At 56.5% G+C, this 20,883-nt stretch carries 20 protein-coding genes; 6 read left to right on the forward strand and 14 right to left on the reverse strand.

Annotated features, from left to right (window positions below; all coding sequences use genetic code 11):
• Positions 1–93 precede the first annotated feature (93 nt).
• The 5 genes from artM to ACK13D_RS09900 form a co-directional block, all read right to left on the reverse strand.
• The gene (gene artM / locus ACK13D_RS09880) at positions 94–762 is read right to left on the reverse strand and encodes an arginine ABC transporter permease ArtM (protein WP_031593159.1); all 669 of its coding nucleotides are present in this window, start codon (positions 760–762) and stop codon (positions 94–96) included.
• A complete protein-coding gene (gene artQ / locus ACK13D_RS09885) occupies positions 762–1,478 on the reverse strand; it encodes an arginine ABC transporter permease ArtQ (RefSeq protein WP_010254430.1) in 717 nt (238 codons plus the stop codon). The genes artM and artQ overlap by 1 nt, the downstream gene beginning before the upstream one ends.
• A 6-nt stretch (positions 1,479–1,484) precedes the next feature.
• Positions 1,485–2,216, reverse strand: a complete 732-nt coding sequence (gene artJ, locus ACK13D_RS09890) for an arginine ABC transporter substrate-binding protein (protein ID WP_418796260.1) — start codon at positions 2,214–2,216, stop codon at positions 1,485–1,487.
• A 15-nt stretch (positions 2,217–2,231) separates the two neighbouring features.
• The gene (gene artP / locus ACK13D_RS09895) at positions 2,232–2,960 is read right to left on the reverse strand and encodes an arginine ABC transporter ATP-binding protein ArtP (protein ID WP_010254433.1); all 729 of its coding nucleotides are present in this window, start codon (positions 2,958–2,960) and stop codon (positions 2,232–2,234) included.
• A gap of 224 nt (positions 2,961–3,184) precedes the next feature.
• Positions 3,185–3,724, reverse strand: coding sequence for a lipoprotein (locus ACK13D_RS09900; RefSeq protein ID WP_010254434.1), 540 nt, complete (start codon positions 3,722–3,724; stop codon positions 3,185–3,187).
• A 106-nt stretch (positions 3,725–3,830) separates the two neighbouring features.
• Here ACK13D_RS09900 and ACK13D_RS09905 point away from each other — a divergent pair, with 106 nt between their 5' ends.
• Positions 3,831–4,151: a heavy metal-binding domain-containing protein gene (locus tag ACK13D_RS09905; protein ID WP_003849304.1), complete on the forward strand. Its 321-nt coding sequence runs from the start codon at positions 3,831–3,833 to the stop codon at positions 4,149–4,151.
• Positions 4,148–4,972: an N-acetylmuramoyl-L-alanine amidase gene (locus tag ACK13D_RS09910; protein ID WP_132498834.1), complete on the forward strand. Its 825-nt coding sequence runs from the start codon at positions 4,148–4,150 to the stop codon at positions 4,970–4,972. The genes ACK13D_RS09905 and ACK13D_RS09910 overlap by 4 nt, the downstream gene beginning before the upstream one ends.
• Positions 4,973–4,976: 4 nt before the next feature.
• Here the strand turns inward: ACK13D_RS09910 and ltaE are convergent, their stop codons facing one another.
• From ltaE to ACK13D_RS09925, 3 genes are all read right to left on the reverse strand, one after another.
• The gene (gene ltaE / locus ACK13D_RS09915) at positions 4,977–5,978 is read right to left on the reverse strand and encodes a low-specificity L-threonine aldolase (protein WP_010254443.1); all 1,002 of its coding nucleotides are present in this window, start codon (positions 5,976–5,978) and stop codon (positions 4,977–4,979) included.
• 69 nt (positions 5,979–6,047) lie between these two features.
• Positions 6,048–7,769, reverse strand: a complete 1,722-nt coding sequence (gene poxB / locus ACK13D_RS09920; protein ID WP_022625954.1) for a ubiquinone-dependent pyruvate dehydrogenase — start codon at positions 7,767–7,769, stop codon at positions 6,048–6,050.
• 130 nt (positions 7,770–7,899) lie between these two features.
• Positions 7,900–8,799, reverse strand: a complete 900-nt coding sequence (locus tag ACK13D_RS09925) for a lysine exporter LysO family protein (protein WP_010254448.1) — start codon at positions 8,797–8,799, stop codon at positions 7,900–7,902.
• A 132-nt stretch (positions 8,800–8,931) separates the two neighbouring features.
• Here ACK13D_RS09925 and ACK13D_RS09930 point away from each other — a divergent pair, with 132 nt between their 5' ends.
• Positions 8,932–10,593, forward strand: coding sequence for a DUF2813 domain-containing protein (locus ACK13D_RS09930; RefSeq protein ID WP_418796262.1), 1,662 nt, complete (start codon positions 8,932–8,934; stop codon positions 10,591–10,593).
• Positions 10,594–10,666: 73 nt separating this feature from the next.
• Here the strand turns inward: ACK13D_RS09930 and cspD are convergent, their stop codons facing one another.
• Complete coding sequence (gene cspD, locus ACK13D_RS09935; RefSeq protein ID WP_010254451.1) at positions 10,667–10,888, reverse strand: cold shock-like protein CspD; 222 nt, start codon at positions 10,886–10,888, stop codon at positions 10,667–10,669.
• 316 nt (positions 10,889–11,204) lie between these two features.
• Between cspD and clpS the strand changes: the two genes are divergently transcribed.
• Positions 11,205–11,525, forward strand: coding sequence for an ATP-dependent Clp protease adapter ClpS (gene clpS / locus ACK13D_RS09940; protein ID WP_010254453.1), 321 nt, complete (start codon positions 11,205–11,207; stop codon positions 11,523–11,525).
• A gap of 52 nt (positions 11,526–11,577) precedes the next feature.
• Positions 11,578–13,854, forward strand: a complete 2,277-nt coding sequence (gene clpA, locus ACK13D_RS09945; protein ID WP_010254457.1) for an ATP-dependent Clp protease ATP-binding subunit ClpA — start codon at positions 11,578–11,580, stop codon at positions 13,852–13,854.
• An 87-nt stretch (positions 13,855–13,941) separates the two neighbouring features.
• On the opposite strand, the gene infA is transcribed toward clpA, so the two are convergent.
• The 5 genes from infA to trxB form a co-directional block, all read right to left on the reverse strand.
• A complete protein-coding gene (infA, locus tag ACK13D_RS09950; protein WP_002211347.1) occupies positions 13,942–14,160 on the reverse strand; it encodes a translation initiation factor IF-1 in 219 nt (72 codons plus the stop codon).
• A gap of 345 nt (positions 14,161–14,505) precedes the next feature.
• A complete protein-coding gene (aat, locus tag ACK13D_RS09955; protein ID WP_010254921.1) occupies positions 14,506–15,198 on the reverse strand; it encodes a leucyl/phenylalanyl-tRNA--protein transferase in 693 nt (230 codons plus the stop codon).
• A gap of 33 nt (positions 15,199–15,231) precedes the next feature.
• Positions 15,232–16,962, reverse strand: a complete 1,731-nt coding sequence (cydC, locus tag ACK13D_RS09960) for a heme ABC transporter ATP-binding protein/permease CydC (protein ID WP_111533574.1) — start codon at positions 16,960–16,962, stop codon at positions 15,232–15,234.
• A complete protein-coding gene (gene cydD, locus ACK13D_RS09965) occupies positions 16,962–18,731 on the reverse strand; it encodes a heme ABC transporter permease/ATP-binding protein CydD (RefSeq protein WP_418796267.1) in 1,770 nt (589 codons plus the stop codon). Before cydD ends, cydC begins: the two co-directional genes overlap by 1 nt.
• 143 nt (positions 18,732–18,874) lie before the next feature.
• Positions 18,875–19,843: a thioredoxin-disulfide reductase gene (trxB, locus tag ACK13D_RS09970; RefSeq protein ID WP_003849329.1), complete on the reverse strand. Its 969-nt coding sequence runs from the start codon at positions 19,841–19,843 to the stop codon at positions 18,875–18,877.
• A 520-nt stretch (positions 19,844–20,363) separates the two neighbouring features.
• On the opposite strand from trxB, the gene lrp reads away from it, so the two are divergent.
• Positions 20,364–20,858: a leucine-responsive transcriptional regulator Lrp gene (gene lrp / locus ACK13D_RS09975; protein ID WP_006118610.1), complete on the forward strand. Its 495-nt coding sequence runs from the start codon at positions 20,364–20,366 to the stop codon at positions 20,856–20,858.
• Positions 20,859–20,883 lie beyond the last annotated feature (25 nt).

Raw genomic sequence — 20,883 nt, forward strand, 5'->3', positions numbered from 1 at the left:
CAGCCAGAGAAGGCGATACCCTGCCATAAAATGCATTTTTATGCAATTAGTGTGATTTTTCAGGCGAAAAGGGCGAGGAGCCTCGCCCGGATATCAGTTACGTCGTTCAAAGGCCAGGGCGCGCTTTTCGATCAGCCGCATCATCAGCGTCAGCAAACCGTTAACGCAGAGATAAACCAGACCCGCCGCGGCATAGACCGTGATGTCGTAGGTGCGGCCATAGAGCAACTGACCGTGGCCCATGACTTCCATCAGGGTGATGGTGTAGGCCAGCGAGGTGCCTTTGAACACCAGCACCACTTCATTGGAGTAGGAGGAGAGGGCGCGTTTAAATGCATACGGCAGCAGAATGCGCAGCGTATCTTTGCGGCTCATGCCGAGCGCGGCACACGATTGCCACTGTCCGGAAGGAATCGCACGCACCGCACCGTAAAACAGCTGCGTGGTGTAAGCCGCGCTGTTCAGCGACAGCGCCAGCATCGCGCACAGCCAGGGCTGCGACAGTAAATGCCACAGCCAGGGGATCTGCTGGATCGAGGGAAACTGTCCCGGACCGTAATAGATCAGGAAGATCTGCACCAGCAGCGGTGTGCCGGTAAACAGTGTAATAAAGCCTTTGACCAGCGGGTTGAACACCGGCGTTTTCAGCGACAGCACCACGGTGAAGAGCAGCGCCAGCAGCAGGGCCACGACCAGCGAGGCTGCCGTCAGCGTCAGGCTGGTATGCAACCCTTTCAGGAGTTCAGGCAGATAGGCCAGCATTAGCTGTTCCCCCGTTCAAAGCGGGTGGTGCGCAGTTCGATGCGGCGTAACACCGCCTGGCTGAACAGCGTGATCACTAAGTAGATAGCGGCCGCCACCAGGAACCAGGTAAACGGCTCCTGCGTGCGGGTGGCAATACTTTTGGTTTGCAGCATCAGATCGTTGACGCTAATCAGCGAGACCAGCGCGGTATCTTTCAGCAGCACCAGCCACTGATTGCCCAGACCGGGCAGGGCGTGACGCCACATCTGCGGCATAATCAGCCGGAGAAAGATGGCCGATTTTTTCATGCCCAGCGCCTGACCCGACTCCCACTGACCCATCGGCACCGCTTTCAGCGCGCCGCGCAGCGTCTGCGAGGCGTAGGCGGCATAGAGCATCGCCAGCGCTATCACACCGCACAGGAACGGACTGACGTCGAAGTTTTCAATTTCTACCTGTATCGGTAACTGAAACAGGCCGAAATTCAGGGTGAAGCCGTCAGAGAGGGTCAGCAGCAGCTGTGAAGCGCCAAAATAGATAAACAGCACCACCAGAATTTCCGGCAGGCCACGGATCAGCGTTACCAGGCCGGTGCCAATCCACGCCAGCGGTTTCAGGCGCAGTGACTCCCAGCCAGCGAAAATCATCGCCAGCACCAGGCCAGCGATGAGAGCACAAACAGCAAGGCCGACGGTCATGCCGGCGGCGCTTGCGAGGGTCATCATTTCATTCATCAGAGATTACTGCTGGAACCATTTGCTGTAGATGGTTTTGTACGTGCCGTCTGCTTTGATCTTATCCAGCGCGCCATTGAATCTGGTCTGCAGATCGGTGTTACCGGTACGTACCGCAATGCCTAGGCCGGTACCAAAGTAGGCTTTGTCCGTGACTTTCTCACCAACGGCAGCCAGCGCGGCATTCTTCTTCAGCCATTCGTTGACGACTGCGGTGTCACCGAACACAGCATCAATACGGCCATTTTTCAGATCCAGCACCGCATTCTGATAGCTGTCGTAAGGAACGGTGGTGATCTCGCTGTGTTTCTCAGTCAGGTATTTCTGATGCGTGGTGCCGTTCTGGACGCCAACCCGCTTGCCTTTCAGCGCTTCCACGCTGGCAACTTTGCCTTTCTGGGCAACAAACAGCGCGGAGTTGTCGTAGTAAGGCTTGGTGAACAGGACCTGTTTTTCACGATCTGGTGTGATATCCATGCCCGCCATCACCGCATCAAAACGACGGAATTTCAGGCTTGGGATCAGGCTGTCGAACGCCTGATTGGTGAAGGTGCAGGTCGCATCAATCTCTTTACACAGCGCATTGGCCAGATCGACATCAAAGCCCTGAATCTTGTTGTCCGCATCCACAAACTCAAAAGGAGGATAAGAGGCTTCGGTCGCAAAACGAATCGTCTGTGCCGCCGTAGCGCTCAGGCTAAAACCAGCAAGCAGTGCAGCAAGTACCATTTTTTTCATTTTTAGCATCCTGACTTAGTGCGAAAGATAGTGAGCAAACGCCTCGGTTTGCGGCTGTGTAAAGCGGCTGGCATCGCCCTGTTCCACAATGTGACCGTTCTCCATATAGACGACGCGGCTGGCCGTTTTACGTGCCACCTCCACTTCATGGGTCACAATCACCTGGGTAATGCGGGTCTGGGCCAGTTCGCGAATGATACTGACAATCTGTGCGGTAATTTCAGGGTCCAGCGCGGCAGTCGGCTCATCGAACAGCAGCACCTGCGGCTCCATCATCAGCGCGCGGGCAATCGCCACACGCTGCTGCTGACCACCGGAGAGATGCAGCGGAAAGCGATCGCTGTAGGGCGTCAGGCGCAGCCGGTCAAGCAGCTTGTCGGCGCGGGCGCGGGCGTCACTTTTGCTGAGGCCCAGTACCCGGCAGGGCGCTTCAATCAGATTCTGCAGCACGGTAAGATGCGGCCAGAGATTGTACTGCTGAAACACCATACCGACGTTCTGACGCAGTTCGCGAATCGCAGCATCGGAGGGTTTCTGGCTGAAGTCGAACTGATTACCGGCAATCTGCAACTGACCTGAACGCGGTTGCTCCAGCAGGTTAAGCACCCGCAGCAGCGAACTCTTACCCGCACCGCTGGGACCCAGCAGCACCAGGGTCTCGCCTTGCGGACACTCAAGGTTAATGTCGAACAGCGCCTGATGAGCACCGTAGAAGCAGTTTATTGCGTTTAGTTGAATACTCATGCGCCAGATTTGAATAGCTATTAGTGTCGCGGATTTTAACGTCACCAGAATAGTTATGCAAATAAGGTGGGTTAAAATTTCTAAAACAGCAGGCTAACCGCAAAAGCTTAGCACAATATCATGCACTGCCTGGGAGCAGCGCGCTGCAGCGGGACGGGCGGCGGAAATAAAAAAAGCGCAGCGCCCGGGGGCGACTGCGCTTCTCTGAACGGTTAAGCCTGAGGTTATTTTTTCGATTTCTCAAGCATCTGGCTCAGGCTGCCACCCTCTGCATGCGCAGGGTTGGCCATGTAGCGCACATCATCCACCACCCAGCAACTGCCCTGATGGATCATCAGCACTTCATCCTGCCACTGCTTGCCGTCGCGGCTCAGGTCGACCCGCAGCGGGATGTTGCGTGCATCGCGGTTCGGAATGGTGGAAGCATCAGCGACGCTGGCGGCGGTCGGACCCTGTGACAGGCTGGAGAAGAGATCGCCATTGCGCCACTGTGCGCCTGCATTGCTGCCGCTGGCCGCCTGCAATGAGTGGTACAGCGCATCACTCAGGTAAGGGCGATATTTTGCCAGGGTGTTGCTGTCGGGCAGACCCTGCGTAGGCTGTTCGATACGCAGGTCGTAAAACTGCTGGGCCACCTGGTCAGGACCGCCTTCAATGCACGGTGCGGTACGTGGGCCATTATCCTTAATCACTGGCTCAACGGTGGTACAGGCGCTGAGCAGCAGGGCCGCCGGGATCATTAGCGCAAACGCGTTGTTTCTCATCTCGATTTCCTTATGGTTCTCTGGCAAGGTGCCCTTTTTAGCATAGAGTATAGCCGTGCTTTTTAGTCGAAAGAGCCTTAGCCCGGTTTTCAACAAGGAGAATGCGATGAAATTTTCAACAACCCCCACGCTGGAAGGTCACAGCATCAGCGAATATTGTGGCGTCGTCACCGGTGAAGCGATTCTGGGTGCCAACATCTTCCGTGACTTTTTCGCTGGCATCCGTGATGTGGTCGGTGGCCGCTCCGGTGCTTACGAGAAAGAGCTGCGTAAAGCGCGAGAGATCGCGTTTGAAGAGCTGGAGGAGCAGGCAAAAGCGCTGGGCGCCAACGCCGTGGTCGGTATCGATATTGATTACGAAACGGTCGGCAAAGATGGCAGCATGCTGATGGTGAGCGTCAGCGGCACGGCGGTGATCATTCGTTGAAACGGGGGCTATGGCTGATACTGGCGCTGCTGCTGGCGGGCTGCCAGTCCGGGATAGAATCCCGTGACGGCTACTGGGCCGATGTGCGGCATCCGGCGCAGGGCGCGCGACCGCGGGTGAAGGTGATTGTGATCCACTACACCGCCGAAGATTTTTCTTCGTCGCTGGCGACCCTGACCGATCGGGAAGTCAGCGCCCACTATCTGATCCCCCGCCAGCCGCCACAGCGCGCCGGGAAAGGCGTTATCTGGCAACTGGTGCCGGAGCAGCAGCTCGCCTGGCATGCCGGTCCAAGCTTCTGGCGCGGAGCCAGCCGCATCAATGACACATCGATTGGTATCGAACTGGTGAACCAGGGTTATCGCCGGACCCTGACCGGTCTTGAATGGCAGCCGTTTACCGCCGAGCAGATCACCACGCTGGAGGCGCTGCTGCGCGATATTGCACAGCGCTACGGCATCACACCGGAAAATATTGTCGGTCACAGTGATATCGCGCCGCAGCGTAAGCAGGATCCCGGCCCACTCTTTCCGTGGCAACAGCTTGCGCAGCGCGGAATGGGTGCCTGGCCCGATGCCGGACGGGTGCAGTTTTATTTAGCGGGTCAGGATCCGCACGCGGTGGTACCCGTGGAGCCACTACTGGAACGTTTACAGCGCTATGGCTATCCGGTGACGGCAGAGATGAGCGCGCGTGAACAGCAGAGGGTAATCGCCGCGTTTCAGATGCATTTCCGGCCTGCGGATTATCGCGGGCAGCCCGATGCAGAAACCGCCGCGATAGCTGCCGCGCTACTGGATAAATATGGCGCGGCGCAATAGCGGATTATTGGTGTAAAAACGCCTTCCAGTGGGCGACGACCTGCGCCAGTGCCGCACGATCAGCATCCAGATGGGTGACCAGACGAGTGCGGGTTCCTGCGCTGATTAACACCCCGCGCGCCTTCATCCACTCACCTAATGGTTTGACCTGGGCTTCCGGCACCGCCACAAACAGCATGTTGGTCTGCTGATCGATGACCTGAACGCCCAGCTCATGCAACTGCTGTCCCAGCCAGGCGGCATTGTCATGATCCTCCTGCAGCCGCGCCACGTTGTGTTCTAACGCATAGAGACCCGCCGCCGCCAGAATACCGGCCTGGCGCATGCCGCCGCCGGTCATTTTACGCCAGCGACGTGCGCGCTCAATCAGCGCCGTGTCGCCACACAGCAGAGAACCGACAGGCGTGCCCAAGCCTTTAGAGAGACAGATGGTCAGGGTGTCGCAGTAGCGGGCAATCGCCGCCAGCGTGGTCTGCTGCGCGACTACCGCATTGAAAATGCGTGCGCCATCAATGTGCAGCGCCAGCTGGTGCTCGCGGGTAAAAGTCCACGCCTGTTCCAGATACGCCAGCGGCAGGACTTTACCGTGATGCGTGTTCTCCAGACTCAGCAGACGGGTGCGGGCAAAGTGAATATCGTCCGGCTTGATGGCGGCCGCTACTACGTCGAGCGGCAGCGTACCATCGTCGGCGGCCAGAATCGGCTGTGGCTGAATACTGCCCAGTACCGCCGCACCGCCCGCCTCATATTTGTAGTTGTGCGCCTGCTGACCCACGATATATTCATCGCCGCGTTCGCAATGGCTGAGTAGCGCCACCAGATTCGCCTGGGTGCCGGTCGGGAAAAACAGCGCCGCTGCTTTGCCGCTCAGCCGTGCGGCTTCCGCCTCCAGCGCATTTACGGTGGGGTCGTCACGGTAGACGTCATCACCGGTTTCGGCAGACATCATCGCGCTTAACATGGCGGCGCTGGGCCGGGTTACGGTATCACTGCGTAAATCGATCACCCTATGCTCCTGAACGTGGCGGAAGAAAAAAAAGGCGGGCATCGCGCCCGCCTGGATGGAGTCTCTGTTTTACCGCAGCCAGTTGGTTTTCGCCAGTTCTACCACCTCATCACCGCGACCATTCATAATGGCGCGCAGCATGTAGAGACTGAAGCCTTTAGCCTGCTCCATTTTGATCTCGGGCGGCATCGCCAGTTCCTCTTTGGCGGTAATGACATCCACCAGCACCGGGCCATCGTGGGCAAACGCCTGCTCCAGCGCGCCATTGAGATCAGATGCCTTTTCCACCCGGATACCCCGGATACCGCAGGCCTCGGCGATAGCGGCAAAGTCAGGATTCTCCAGCTCGGTGCCATCGGTGAGATAGCCACCCGCTTTCATCTCCATCGCCACAAAGCCCAGCACGCTGTTGTTGAAAATCACCAGTTTGACCGGCATTTTCAGTTGCGCCAGCGAGATAAAATCCCCCATCAGCATGCTGAAGCCGCCGTCGCCACACAGTGCCACCACCTGACGATTACGATCAATCGACTGCGCGCCCAGCGCCTGTGGCATCGCGTTCGCCATTGAGCCGTGGTTAAACGAACCCAGCAGGCGACGTCTGCCGTTCATCTTCAGATAGCGCGCCGCCCAGACGGTCGGTGTCCCGACATCGCAGGTAAAGATGGCGTCATCACTGGCGTAGTGGCTGATCTGCTGTGCCAGATATTGCGGATGGATCGGCTGCTTATCGTTGGGCTGCGCCAGTTCGTCCAGACTTTTGCGCGCCTCGCCATAGTGCTTAACCGCGCTGTCGAGATGGCTGCGATCGCTTTTGTGTGTCAGTTGCGGCAGCAGCGCCTGCAGTGTGCTTTTCACATCGCCGACATAGGCCTGATCGACGTGACAATGTGACCCAAGGCTGCCCGGATTGATATCAATCTGGATGATTTTAGCCTTTTCCGGATAGAAGGCGCGATAGGGGAACTGCGTGCCCAGCAACACCAGCGTTCCGGCATTCATCATGGCGTGGAAACCGGATGAGAAACCGATCAGTCCGGTCATGCCGACATCATAAGGGTTGTCATATTCGATGTGTTCTTTGCCGCGCAGCGCATGGACGATAGGGGCTTTCAGCGCTTCTGCCAGCGCCACCACCTCCTGATGCGCTCCGGCGCAGCCACTGCCGCACAGCAGCGTAATATCGCTGGCTTCGTTCAGCGTTTGCGCCAGCTGCGCCAGTTCGGCGGGCTGTGGCAGGACCTGCGGCAACTGTGGCGGATACCATTCCGCGCTGGCGCTCTCTGGCGCCAGTTTAAGCGCGACATCCCCAGGCAGCACCACCACCGAGACACCACGATTCAGAATCGCTTTACGCATCGCGATGCCCAGCACCTGCGGGAGCTGCTCAGGGTTCGAAACCAGTTCGCAGTAGTGGCTGCATTCGCGGAACAGCTCCTGCGGATGGGTTTCCTGAAAATAGCCGCTGCCGATTTCGCTGGAGGGAATATGTGCCGCAATCGCCAGAACAGGAACGCGGTTACGATGGCAATCGAATAGACCGTTGATCAGATGTAAGTTGCCTGGCCCACAGGAGCCGGCGCAGACCGCCAGTTCACCGCTGATGTGCGCTTCCGCGCCCGCTGCGAATGCGGCGACTTCTTCATGGCGCGTCGGCATCCATTCAATGGTGCCCATGCGATTAAGACTGTCGCTCAGGCCGTTAAGGGAATCCCCGGTGACGCCCCAGATGCGTTTTACGCCCGCGCTTTCCAGCGTTTTGGCGACCAGCGCCGCGACGGTTTGTTTCATGCTCTTCTCCTTTGTCGGCCCGCCCTGAAGAGTGACGTGACCAGAACCGAAAAAAGAAGCGTAGACGACACGGCAGAAAAGCAGGCGTGAAAAAATGCGCTGGCAGAGCTCAGCGCATATCAGACAGGATTCAGGCGGAGAAGAGGGCGATAAGAATCGGGGCCAGCAGGCTCATCACAAAGCCGTGCACAATGGCGGCCGGGACGATCTCATTGCCGCCCGCCCGCTGCAGCACCGGCAGGGTAAAGTCCATTGAAGTTGCGCCACACAGGCCCAGTGCGCTGGAGCGATGACGGCCAATCAACGCTGGAATGAGCATGATTGCCACCAGTTCACGTATCAGGTCGTTGAAGAAGGCGGCGCTGCCGATGACCGGACCAAAAGCTTCGGTCATCAGAATGCCGGAGAGAGAGTACCAGCCAAAACCGCTGGCTAACGCCAGACCGGTTTTCAGCGGCACGCCCAGCAGCAACGCCGCAATCATGCCGCCGATAAGCGCGCTGACCAGCACTACGCTGGCAACCAGCAGGCCACGACGGTTCAGGATAATCTGACGCAGCGTCATGCCGCTGCCGCGCAGCTGAATGCCAACCAGAAACAGCAGGAAGATCAGCGCATATTCGCTGGCCGTCGAGGCGTGTTGCAGCAGTGGCCACTGGGTCAGGCCAAGCAGAAAACCGATGACAACCACGCCGCATAGCTTCAGAGAGTCCAGCGCCATATGCAGCCGCGAGGGCAGTTTCTCCTGCCGATGCGCATGCTGCCATGGGGCATATTTTTCCAGCCCGCGCAGCGCCAGCAGGTTGCACAGCAAAATACAGAAGGCCGCTACCAGCGCGGTGTGAAATACCGCCAGCAGATTGCTGCTCAGGTTGTCGAGAAAGGCCAGACTGATGCCCATAAAGAACAGAATGACGTAAACCATCCAGCCCAGCAGCTGATTGACCCGGCGCAGGGTTGAAGTTTGACGGAACGGTAGCAGCCAGCCGGCGATCAGCGGCAGAAGAATAATCAGGAGTCCGGAGTACATAGCGATAAGGGCCATCCATGGTGGAAGAGGCCACACGCTAGCGAAAAAGCGTAACGGAGTAAACCCTGATAAAGCGGCTTGACCGGCTCGCTGGCGGCAACCATGCTGTTTATAAACTGAGGATGGACGCCTATGATTCTGGAACATATCGACATTCGCGGTTTCCGCGGCATCAATAAGCTCTCACTGCCTTTAACCCAGACCAATCTGCTGATTGGTGAGAACGCCTGGGGCAAATCCAGTCTGCTGGATGCCCTGAGCCTGTTACTTTCGCCCCATGAACCGGCCTATGTTTTTACCGAGGCTGATTTCCATTTCACCCCAGGCGATGTGACCGATGCGATGCGCCGTCTGTCGGTGGTGTTCCACTTTCGCGATGACGGCAACGACCCGGATGCGGTGCTCTCGACCTTCTGGCAGCGTGATGCTCAGGGCCAGCGTCAGCTCTGTTACAGCGTCAGCGCCACCTGGCGTGACAGCGGTATCGAAACCCGCCGCCGTTTTGTTGACCTGAACTATCAGCTGTTGCCTGAGCAGAACTGCGCGGCGGCCATCGATCTTTTGCTGAAACGGTATCCGGTTCTGCGATTGCGCGATGCGCGTTTCAGTAAGCGGACGCGGAGTAGTGCACCGCTCCCCACCGCACATCCTGAGTTACTGGCGGGTATGGAGACGCTGGCGCGCGATCTGGAGCACCATCCGCAACAGCTCAGCGATGAGGTGCTGCGGCAGGGGCTGAAGACGATGCAGCAACTGATGCAGCACTACTTCCTGGTACAGCCGCCCGATGCGGGCAACGAGGTCAGGCTACGGGATCCTCAGACGCGTGAGGGGGAACAGGGATGGCGGGCGCTGGATCACCTGAATCAGCTGATTGCCGGAACCGACTCCCGCAGCCGTCAGCTGATACTGCTGCAGATGTTTACCCTACTGATTGAGGCACGAGGAGACGTCCCGCTGGCCGCCGGTGCCCGCCCGCTGCTGCTGATTGAAGATCCGGAAACCCGGCTGCATCCGATTATGCTGTCGGTAGCATGGAATCTGCTGAGGCTGCTGCCGCTGCAAAAAATCGCCACCACTAATTCGCCGGAGCTGCTGTCGCAGGTGCCGGTGGAAAACGTCTGTCGTCTGGTGCGTGGACCCTCGCGCGTAGCGGCCTGGCGCATCGGTCCGGAGGGACTGAGTGCCGAAGAGAGCCGGCGCATCGGCTTCCATATTCGGGTCAACCGGCCTGCTGCGCTGTTTGCCCGTTACTGGCTGCTGGTGGAGGGAGAAACCGAAGTCTGGATCATGAATGAGCTGGCGCAGCAGTGCGGTTACAACTTCGCTGCTGAAGGCGTGAAGGTGATTGAGTTTGCGCAGTCGGGGTTAAAACCGCTACTGAAGTTTGCCCGGCGCATGGGTATCGCCTGGCATGTCCTGACTGACGGTGATCAGGCGGGGAATAAATATGCCAGTACGGCACGCACTCAGTTACAGCCGGGTGAACCGGAGCCGCGTTTTCTGACGCAATTACCGGCGCTGGATATGGAAAATTTTCTCTATCAGCACGGCTTTCAGGATGTCTATCAGCACGGCTTTCAGGATGTCTATCATCAGATGGCGCACCTGCCGTTAAACGTTCCGATGAGTTCCAGGCGTATTATTACTAAAGCGATTCACCAGAGTTCCAAGCCGGAACTGGCGATCGCAGTGGCTACGTCGGCGGCGGAACGCGGGCCAGAGGCCATCCCGCCATTGATGCGGCAGATGTTTGCCCGGGTGATTGGACTGGCGCAGGGCCAGGCAGATTAGGTGACATCGAACAGGAAAATGCCAGCGGCACTGGCTGGCATTTTTGGGTCTTTGTTCAGAAAGGCGATATGTGTCAGGCCACAGCCTGCACCTCGACCGGCACGATCAGGCTGGCGTGATTGCCTTTCGGGCCTTCGTGGACATCGAACTGTACCTGCTGGCCTGCCTTAAGCGTGCGGTAGCCTTCCATCTGAATGGTGGAGTAGTGCGCAAAAATATCTTCGCCACCGCCAATCGGACAGATAAAGCCAAAGCCTTTGGAATTGTTGAACCATTTAACTGTGCCCGTCTCCATGCTTTTACTTCCCTCGCAAGACATTTTATAAGTAGGTGAGGTCATCGAAGCTGTGAGTCGGATTTGATTAAAACTCAATCAGCCTGTGCAGCTAGAATGTAGAGAAAGCGCGGCTGACGTCAAGCAAACCACCGGGCCAGGTGGGGAAAAAATCATCAAAATTTGAGGCAGTTAACGCTATTGCAAATTTTGTGATGCAGGTCGCGCAGGGGAATTTCTGAATAAATTTTCAGCAGCGGCATGCGGCTTGACAGGCATGTTAAACTCTCAATATGTAGCTACTTAAAGGCTAAAAGCAAAATCTCAACGGAACACTATGGCAAACGCAAACGACTGGCTTAACTTTGAACATCTGGCCGACGATAAAGTACGTGAAGGGTTAAAGCCGCCTTCTATGTATAAAGTCATTCTGAATAATGACGATTATACACCTATGGAATTTGTTATTGACGTTGTACAAAAGTTCTTTTCTTATGATGTTGAACGTGCAACGCAGCTGATGTTGAAAGTTCACTATCACGGCAAGGCGATCTGTGGTGTATTTACTGCAGAAGTCGCCGAAACAAAAGCGGCCCAGGTGAACAACTATGCACGGGAAAATCATCATCCGTTGCTGTGTACGCTGGAAAAGGCCTGAACCCGTCTCCATATAGGAAACAGGTAAGGGCGATAATTGGGGGAGGTGCCTAATGCTCAATCAAGAACTGGAACTCAGTTTAAATATGGCTTTCGCCAGAGCGCGTGAGCACCGTCATGAGTTTATGACCGTCGAGCATCTGTTACTGGCGTTGCTCAGTAACCCGTCGGCCAGAGAGGCACTGGAAGCCTGTACGGTGGACATTGTGGCTCTGCGGCAGGAACTCGAAGCCTTCATCGAACAAACCACGCCCGTGCTGCCTGCCAGCGAAGAGGAGCGTGATACACAACCCACGCTTAGCTTCCAGCGCGTCCTGCAGCGTGCGGTTTTCCATGTCCAGTCATCCGGTCGCAGCGAAGTCTCCGGTGCGAATGTGCTGGTCGCCATTTTCAGCGAGCAGGAGTCGCAAGCGGCTTATCTGCTACGCAAACATGAAGTGAGCCGCCTTGATGTGGTGAACTTCATCTCTCACGGTACGCGTAAAGATGAGTCCGGCCAGGCGCCAGGCGCAGAAAATCCGGTTAACGAAGAGCAAGCAGGCGGGGAGGAGCGTATGGAAAACTTCACCACCAATCTTAATCAGCTTGCTCGCGTCGGTGGTATTGATCCACTGATTGGTCGCGATAAAGAGCTGGAACGTACCGTTCAGGTGCTATGTCGTCGCCGTAAAAATAACCCGCTGCTGGTGGGTGAGTCGGGTGTGGGTAAAACCGCCATTGCTGAAGGTCTCGCCTGGCGCATAGAGCAGGGCGATGTACCGGAAGTGATGAAAGACTGCACGATCTACTCGCTGGATATCGGTTCGTTATTAGCCGGCACCAAGTACCGTGGTGACTTTGAAAAACGTTTCAAAGCGCTGCTGAAGCAGCTGGAGCAGGACGAACACAGCATTCTTTTTATCGATGAGATCCATACCATCATCGGTGCGGGTGCTGCATCCGGCGGCCAGGTCGATGCTGCGAACCTGATCAAACCTCTTCTTTCCTCTGGCAAGATTCGGGTGATGGGTTCTACCACCTATCAGGAATTCAGCAACATCTTTGAAAAAGATCGTGCCCTGGCACGTCGCTTCCAGAAGATCGATATCACGGAGCCTTCACCAGAAGAGACCGTGCAGATCCTGAATGGCCTGAAGACCAAGTACGAAGCGCATCACGATGTGCGCTATACCGCGAAAGCGGTGCGCGCAGCCGTGGAACTGGCGGTGAAATATATCAACGACCGTCATCTGCCTGACAAGGCGATTGATGTGATTGATGAAGCGGGTGCGCGAGCGCGCCTGATGCCAGCCAGTAAGCGCAAGAAAACCATCAACGTCTCTGACATTGAAACGGTGGTGGCCCGTATTGCCCGTATTCCTGAGCAAAGCGTGTCAGCAAGCGACCGCGATACGCTGAAAAATCTGGGCGATCGTCTGAAGATGCTGGTGTTTGGTCAGGACAACGCTATTGAGGCGCTGACGGAAGCGATCAAAATGAGCCGTGCAGGTCTGGGTCAGGATCGTAAGCCCGTCGGTTCCTTCCTGTTTGCCGGGCCTACCGGTGTCGGTAAAACGGAAGTCACCGTGCAGCTGGCGAAAGCGCTGGGCATTGAGTTGCTGCGCTTTGATATGTCCGAGTATATGGAGCGTCACACCGTCAGCCGTTTGATTGGTGCGCCTCCGGGTTACGTCGGTTTTGATCAGGGCGGCCTGCTGACGGATGCGGTGATTAAGCATCCTCATGCGGTGGTGTTGCTGGATGAGATTGAGAAAGCACACCCGGATGTCTTCAACCTGCTGTTGCAGGTGATGGATAACGGTATGCTGACCGACAACAACGGTCGCAAAGCGGACTTCCGCAACGTGGTGCTGGTCATGACCACTAACGCCGGTGTCCGCGAGACTGAACGTAAGTCGATTGGCCTGATTCATCAGGACAACAGCACCGATGCCATGGAAGAGATCAAAAAGATGTTTTCTCCAGAGTTTCGTAACCGTCTCGACAACATTATCTGGTTCAGTCACCTGTCACCAGAGGTGATCCATCAGGTGGTCGACAAGTTCATTGTCGAGTTGCAGGCGCAGCTGGATGCCAAAGGCGTGTCGCTGGAAGTCAGCGATGAAGCACGCGACTGGCTTGCTGAGAAAGGCTACGACAAAGCGATGGGCGCTCGTCCGATGGCGCGCACCGTGCAGGACAGCCTGAAGAAACCGTTAGCCAATGAACTGCTGTTTGGTTCGCTGGTGGATGGCGGCTCGGTGTCAGTGGCGCTGGATCGTGAGAAAGGTGAACTGACCTATCACTTCCTGAGTGCTGAAAAACGCAAAACCGAAGGCACTGTGCATTAATCACCTGCTGCAGATATGAAAAAGGCCGGATTAAAATCCGGCCTTTTTTTTTCGCTGCAAATTGCAGAGCGATGAGATTACTGCAAATTAGCGACTACGGAAGACAATGCGGCCTTTGCTCAGGTCGTACGGGGTCAGCTCAACGGTCACTTTGTCACCCGTCAGGATGCGGATGTAGTTTTTGCGCATTTTACCGGAGATATGAGCAGTAACCACGTGTCCGTTCTCAAGTTCTACGCGGAACATGGTGTTAGGTAACGTATCCAGTACGGTACCTTGCATTTCAATATTGTCTTCTTTGGCCATCGAATCCTCTGGGTGTACTACCTTTCAGTTGAACCGGCAAGATAATGCCCAATTCAACGATTTATGTAAAGAACCGTCGGCGATTTTGCCAACGCTTTGCCGGGGTGCACGTCAGTCGCGCGCATCCGGTAAAATTAGGGTGTTTATGTGACGTCTGCGGGGGATTAGCGGGCTAAGAATCTGTATCAACCGGTTACACGCGCACGATTGAAAACAGTTCCGAGAGTGCGTTGAGATTCCCAGCCTGGCAATTCCGGCTCGTTATTGCGAAGCGCGGACGACATACCAAACTCGACCATTATACCACTTAATACGCCTTTATGTGTGCAAAACATCTCTGTGCGACTAAAAAAGGGTTTGTGTCTGCCAGCAGCCATCGCTGACAGGCTGGCACGCAAGGCTTTGTACATATTGCAGATAGTCTGCGCGCGGGATCTCCTGCGCGCCCAAAGAGGCCGTATGAGGGTTAAGTACCTGACAATCCACCAGACGGCCCTGATGTCTGAGGAAATGCTGACAAAATACCCAAAGTGCGGTTTTGGACGCATTCTGCTGACGGCTGAACATTGATTCGCCGCAGAAGATTTGCCCCATCGCCAGCCCATACATGCCACCTGCCAGCTGATGTTCGTCCCATACTTCAATGGAGTGGGCGTGGCCCAGTTCATACAATCGCAACCAGGCGCGCTTCATTTCAAAGGTGATCCAGGTGCCTTCCTCACGACCGGTGGCACAGCCCTCGATCACCTCGGCAAATGACTCATTCATCGTCACCCGATAGGGCGAACGGCTGTGGAAACGCTTCATGCTCCGGCTGAGATGAAACTGCTCAGGCAATAGCACTGCACGGGGATCGGGCGACCACCACAGAATCGGGTCGCCGGAAGAAAACCACGGAAAGATGCCGCGCTGATAAGCGTTAAGTAACCGGGCAGGGGAGAGATCACCCCCCATGGCCAGCAGGCCGTTTGGCTCACGCAGCGCCATCTCCGGTGGAGGAAATTGCAAAGATTCCCGTGACAGTTGTACCAGTCTCATCGCGTTTTGTTACCTATCAGCATTTCGCTAAGACTATAGCGCAATCCGCTGTCGGAAACGCCAGTACCGGCCCGCTTTTGAGATTAATTCGGCATGACTTCCCTGTTCCACAATCACGCCATTATCCATCACGCAGATGCGATCCATCTGCTCCAGGCCGCTGAGCCGGTGGGTGACCATTATTACGGTCTTGCCAGCGGTCAGCCGCTGCAGCAGGGTGAGGATATGCTGCTCGGTTGTGGCATCCAGTCCTTCGGTGGGTTCATCCAGCAGCCAGAGATCGCCGTTATGCAGTAACGCACGCGCCAGCGCCAGCCGACGCAGTTCGCCGCCTGACAGCGGGCGACCGCCTTCTCCCATCCAGGCGTTTAATCCTTCCGGGCTCTCAAGCAGGCGCTGCAGGCCGACGTCATTCAGCACGCGGCGTAACTGCTCATCAGTAGCATCGGGACAGGCCAGCAGTAGGTTATCACGCAGGCTCTGACTGAAGAGATGAACCCGCTGAGTCACCACGCTGATGCGCTGACGCAGCGCTGGCTCTGACCATGCGGTGATCGGCAGGTCATTCAGGCTGATAACACCGTGCTGGCTATCCCAGCCACGGGTTAACAGCGCCAGCAGAGTGGATTTGCCGCAGCCGGTCGGCCCCAGCAGTGCAATGTGTTCACCGGCTGCCACCTTAAGGGTAAAGCGGTTCAGCACCTTATCCGGGCGGTCGGGATAGCTGAAGTCGAGCTGATCGATAGCAACCGCGAGTCGTCCTGGCCGGGCGTCTGAATCTGCCGGAAAGGTGATAGCGGGTGACTGATCGATAATGTCATTGACTCGCTGAGCGGCATTTATCACCTGCGACATGGGCAGAAAGGCCCCTGCAACCGGTGCCAGCGCCTCGAAAGCAGCCAGCGCGCAAAACACCACCAGGGCAATCAGCGAGCCGGGCAACTGCTGCTGGCTGATTGTCGCCGCACTGAGCCAGAGCAACAGTGTGACGGTTACGCCGCTGATCAGCAGCAGCAGGCTCTGTGCCGCAGCCTGCAAGCGCTGTTGCTGGCTCTGAGCCTGCTGCCAGCGCTGTTCATCTTCATCAAGTTGCTGACGCCAGTCCCGCGAGGCACCGTACAGGGTGAGTTCAGCCTGAGCCGCCAGCCACTGCATCAGCTGTAAGCGCCAGCGGGCGCGCCCACGGGCAATCGCGCCGCCTGCGGGCGATCCCAGACGGTAAAACAGCGCTGGCATCACCACCAGCGTACTCAGCATGATGCCGCCCAGCGTCAGTGCCAGCTGAAGATCGATGAAGCTCATTCCGAGGGTAACCACGACAATCACCACCAGTGCGCCGATCAGCGGCGAGATGACGCGCAGATAGAGATGATCCAGCGTATCGACATCGGCCACGAAGCGGTTGAGCAGATCCGCCTGCCGGAACCGCGAAAGCTGGCCTGGCGAAAGGGCCATCAGGCGGCTGAAGGTGTGGACACGCAGATGCTGAAGAACCCTGAATGTTGCATCGTGGCTGACCAGCCGTTCAGCATAGCGTGCGGCAGTGCGAATGATGGCGGCGCCACGTACGCCTGCCGCAGGCAGCATATAGTTGAAGGTATAGAGCCCGGCTACGCCTGCCACTGACGAGGCGGCCAGAAACCAGCCTGAAAGCGTCAGCAGGCCGATGCTGGCCAGCAGGGTAACAATCGCCAGCACGATGCCCAGCACCAGGCGATAAGGGTGGCGCAGCCAGAGACGAAGAAAAGGACGCAAGGCGGACATCAGCGAATCTCCTGTTGACGATGCTTCAGCATCTCACTGAACGCACCCGGCTGTTGCGACAGCTGCTGCCAGTTACCCTGTTGCACCAGCTTACCGGCTTCCATTACCCAGAGGGTCTGCCAGTGACTTAGCGTATCAATCTGATGAGTTATCATCAGCGTGGTCTGGCGGGCTGCCGCCTGGTTAAGTGCCAGCATCACATGACGTTCACTGAGCGCATCCAGGCTGGCTGCGGGTTCATCGAGCAGCAAAAAATGCGAGGATTTATAGAGTGCGCGCGCGACCGCGACCCGCTGCGCCTGACCCACCGACAGCTGATTACCGCCATCGCCGGGCTGGGTGTCAATGCCCTGGGGCAGCCGAGGCAGGAACTCATTAATGCCGCACGACTCCAGCAGCGCCGCAAAACGCTCGTCATCCCAGGCCGCATTCATCACGATATTGTCGCGCAAGGTGGCGGCCGGTAACTGAGGATTCTGTCCTACCCAACTGAGCTGCTGATGCCAGTCACTCCGTCGTATATCGCGAAGTTCAACGCCATTCGCTTTCAGCGAACCCTGATAAGGCAGAAAACCGAGCAGGGCGTTCATCAGGGCCGTTTTACCGGCCCCGCTTTGACCGACCAGCGCAATCTGTTCGCCAGGGGCGACAGTAAAAGAGAGCGGGCCGCACAACACCTGACCATCAGGCGCACAGACACGCAGATCTTCGGCGGTAAGTGCGATTGAGCGATCGGCAGTGAAGGGCAACTGGCCTTCCTGCGGCGCGGTGGCAGGCGTCGCCTGCATAAAGGCTTCAAGGGCATCGGCACCGCCTACAGCCTGGGCTTTGGCGTGATAGAAAGCGCCGAGATCGCGCAGTGGCTGGAAAAACTCCGGGGCGAGGATCAGCACCAGAAAGCCGGCAAACAGCGTCACGCCCTGGCCGTAATCACCGAAATGCAATTCGCCCAGATAGGAGAAACCAAAGTAGACGGCCACCACGGCAATCGCCAGCGAGGCAAAAAACTCCAGCACGGCAGAGGAGAGAAAGGCTAAGCGCAGCACTTCCATGGTGCGCTGGCGAAAATCGGTGGTGGCGGCCGCAACCGCCTGCTGCTCCGCTGCGCCACGATGAAACAGCCGCAGCGTCTCTCTGCCGCGCAGGCGGTCGAGAAAGTTACCGCTCAGGCGGGCCAGCACCAGGAAGTTCCGGCGGTTGGCCTCGGCCGCACCCATCCCGACCAGCGCCATAAACAGCGGAATCAGTGGCGCGGTGGCAAACAGGATCAGACCCGCCGTCCAGTTGAGCGGAAAAATAGTCAGCAGAATGCAGCAGGGGATCAGCACCGCCAGAGTCATCTGCGGCAGATAGCGCGCGTAATACTCCTGCATCTCTTCGATCTGCTCCAGTAGCAGCGTCGCCCAACTGCCGGCTGGCTTTCCCTGAATCCACGCCGGCCCCAGATCAGACAATCGGTCTAATACCTGCTGACGTAAAGCCTGACGGATAACCTGTCCGGCACGATAACCGGTCAGTTCACGGGCATAGTTAATCAGGGCGCGGAGCACAAAGCAGAGCAGTAACAGCAGGATGCTGACAGTCAGGGATTCACGCGGCTGCTGGTCAACAATCAGAGCCTGCAGCAGCGAGGCCAGTAAACCCGCCTGAGCAATGATCAGAAGTGCACTTGCCATGCCCAGCAGGGTGTTGAGTCGCAACCAGCGACCGGCGAAATGACGTTGCTGACGAAGCCAGCGGGTAAGATGCTGCTGCCGCGATTTGTCCATGCGAGACCATGATGAATGTCGATGACGGGTGAAAATGGAAAGACATTTCCATCTCTTCAGGCGCAAGAATCTAGCATGAGAGCAATAAAAAAGGCGACGGAAAAACCGTCGCCTGGAACATTTGAGATCAGAGGGTTAACAACTTACTGATCGTTTTTAACCAGTCCGTCAAGAAAGCGCTCAGCGTCTAACGCGGCCATACAGCCGGTGCCCGCAGAGGTGATCGCCTGACGATAGATATGGTCCATCACATCGCCTGCCGCAAAGACGCCAGGGATGCTGGTCTGAGTGGCGTTGCCGTGCAGACCTGACTGAACTTTGATGTAACCGTTCTCCAGCGCCAGCTGACCCTCAAAAATGGCCGTATTCGGGCTGTGTCCGATAGCAACAAAAAGACCCGCCACCTCCAGCGCTTCTGTCTCATCACTGTTCTGGGTAGAACGCAGCGTCAGACCGGTGACACCCATCTGATCGCCCACCACTTCTTCCAGCGTGCGATGGGTGTGCAGCACGATATTGCCATTGCGCACTTTTTCCATCAGGCGGTCGATCAGGATCTTCTCTGCGCGGAAGCTGTCACGACGGTGAATAAGGTGCACTTCAGCCGCAATATTTGCCAGGTAGAGCGCCTCTTCCACAGCCGTGTTGCCACCGCCAATCACCGCGACTTTCTGGTTGCGATAGAAGAAGCCGTCACAGGTTGCACAGGCAGATACGCCTTTGCCTTTGAAGGCCTCTTCGGAAGGCAGACCGAGGTAGCGCGCTGACGCACCGGTGGCGATGATCAGGGCATCTGCCGTGTATTCGCCACTGTCACCCGTGAGGCGGAACGGACGGTTCTGCAAATCGACGGTGTGAATGTGATCGAAAATGATTTCAGTATTAAATTTTTCGGCATGCTCATGCATCCGCTCCATCAGCGATGGACCTGTCAGATCGTGCGGGTCGCCCGGCCAGTTCTCCACTTCGGTGGTGGTGGTCAGCTGTCCGCCTTTTTCCAGACCCGTGATCAGTACCGGGTTCAGGTTGGCGCGTGCAGCATAAACGGCTGCGGTATAACCCGCTGGGCCGGAGCCCAGAATGAGTAACTTACTGTGTTTGGCCGTACTCATGCGTTCCTCAGTTTCATTCGGCTGACATAGCCTGCGATTGTAGGGAATATCCGGCGACAATGACAAGGCTTCGGCAATTTTGTTAACGATAGCTGCAAACGGCGTAGACGATGAGCGACGGTTTTGCCTGGCCAATGCGCCAAAAGGGGGCAAAACTCGGGTCAGAGGGGTGCAATAGTGGAAAAATAGTCATTTAAAAACAGATACCCAGCGAACTGTCTGGCATCTTGTCCTGAATTTGGTGATTTTACTTTGACAATCGCCTGCGCTTTTGCGAAAACATTATCAGAAGCGAATAACATTTATCGGAACAAAACAGGTTTTCATCGCCCGTTTTGCACGTAACGCCGAATAAAAGCAGCCTGATATGGATAATGACGCATGATGTGGACAGACAACATGCGTCATATCGATAGGTGTCAGAACACAGGCTCTGTTAGCTCACTTCAGAAATGCCCCGAACAATGAGCGTTTTCAGGGCGTGGCAGGTAAAGGGAAGGAATTAAGAGAGACAATAATAATGGTAGACAATAAGAAACGCCCCGGGAAAGACCTCGACAGAATTGACAGGAACATTCTGAATGAACTTCAGAAAGATGGTCGCATTTCAAACGTAGAGCTTTCCAAACGCGTAGGCTTATCGCCTACGCCATGTCTTGAACGCGTGCGTCGTCTCGAACGTCAGGGATTTATTCTTGGCTACACCGCGCAGTTGAACCCGCACTATCTGGATGCGTCGCTGCTGGTGTTCGTTGAGATTACTCTGAATCGTGGTGCACCGGATGTGTTTGAGCAATTTAACGCCGCTGTGCAAAAACTTGAGGAAACTCAAGAGTGTCACCTCGTTTCCGGCGATTTCGACTACCTGCTGAAAACGCGCGTACCTGATATGTCAGCCTACCGTAAGCTGCTGGGTGAAACCCTGTTGCGCCTGCCGGGCGTAAACGACACGCGTACGTATGTGGTGATGGAAGAGGTTAAACAGAGCAATCGACTGGTGATCAAAACTCGCTGATGCGGGGCAGGTGCAAAACCTGTGA

It is taken from the genome of Pantoea sp. K16 (assembly GCF_048452805.1).
Lineage (GTDB): Bacteria > Pseudomonadota > Gammaproteobacteria > Enterobacterales > Enterobacteriaceae > Pantoea > Pantoea agglomerans.

What these genes read in the sequence shown, in the direction of transcription:
- artJ (WP_418796260.1), bottom strand. Translation starts at nt 2,216, where the DNA reads ATGAAAAAAATGGTACTTGCTGCACTGCTTGCTGGTTTTAGCCTGAGC.
- clpA (WP_010254457.1), top strand. Translation starts at nt 11,578, where the DNA reads ATGCTCAATCAAGAACTGGAACTCAGTTTAAATATGGCTTTCGCCAGA.
- ACK13D_RS09905 (WP_003849304.1), top strand. Translation starts at nt 3,831, where the DNA reads ATGAAATTTTCAACAACCCCCACGCTGGAAGGTCACAGCATCAGCGAA.
- aat (WP_010254921.1), bottom strand. Translation starts at nt 15,198, where the DNA reads ATGAGACTGGTACAACTGTCACGGGAATCTTTGCAATTTCCTCCACCG.
- artP (WP_010254433.1), bottom strand. Translation starts at nt 2,960, where the DNA reads ATGAGTATTCAACTAAACGCAATAAACTGCTTCTACGGTGCTCATCAG.
- clpS (WP_010254453.1), top strand. Translation starts at nt 11,205, where the DNA reads ATGGCAAACGCAAACGACTGGCTTAACTTTGAACATCTGGCCGACGAT.
- cydD (WP_418796267.1), bottom strand. Translation starts at nt 18,731, where the DNA reads ATGGACAAATCGCGGCAGCAGCATCTTACCCGCTGGCTTCGTCAGCAA.
- infA (WP_002211347.1), bottom strand. Translation starts at nt 14,160, where the DNA reads ATGGCCAAAGAAGACAATATTGAAATGCAAGGTACCGTACTGGATACG.
- artQ (WP_010254430.1), bottom strand. Translation starts at nt 1,478, where the DNA reads ATGAATGAAATGATGACCCTCGCAAGCGCCGCCGGCATGACCGTCGGC.
- ACK13D_RS09930 (WP_418796262.1), top strand. Translation starts at nt 8,932, where the DNA reads ATGATTCTGGAACATATCGACATTCGCGGTTTCCGCGGCATCAATAAG.
- cspD (WP_010254451.1), bottom strand. Translation starts at nt 10,888, where the DNA reads ATGGAGACGGGCACAGTTAAATGGTTCAACAATTCCAAAGGCTTTGGC.
- cydC (WP_111533574.1), bottom strand. Translation starts at nt 16,962, where the DNA reads ATGTCCGCCTTGCGTCCTTTTCTTCGTCTCTGGCTGCGCCACCCTTAT.
- ACK13D_RS09925 (WP_010254448.1), bottom strand. Translation starts at nt 8,799, where the DNA reads ATGTACTCCGGACTCCTGATTATTCTTCTGCCGCTGATCGCCGGCTGG.
- trxB (WP_003849329.1), bottom strand. Translation starts at nt 19,843, where the DNA reads ATGAGTACGGCCAAACACAGTAAGTTACTCATTCTGGGCTCCGGCCCA.
- lrp (WP_006118610.1), top strand. Translation starts at nt 20,364, where the DNA reads ATGGTAGACAATAAGAAACGCCCCGGGAAAGACCTCGACAGAATTGAC.
- ACK13D_RS09900 (WP_010254434.1), bottom strand. Translation starts at nt 3,724, where the DNA reads ATGAGAAACAACGCGTTTGCGCTAATGATCCCGGCGGCCCTGCTGCTC.
- artM (WP_031593159.1), bottom strand. Translation starts at nt 762, where the DNA reads ATGCTGGCCTATCTGCCTGAACTCCTGAAAGGGTTGCATACCAGCCTG.
- poxB (WP_022625954.1), bottom strand. Translation starts at nt 7,769, where the DNA reads ATGAAACAAACCGTCGCGGCGCTGGTCGCCAAAACGCTGGAAAGCGCG.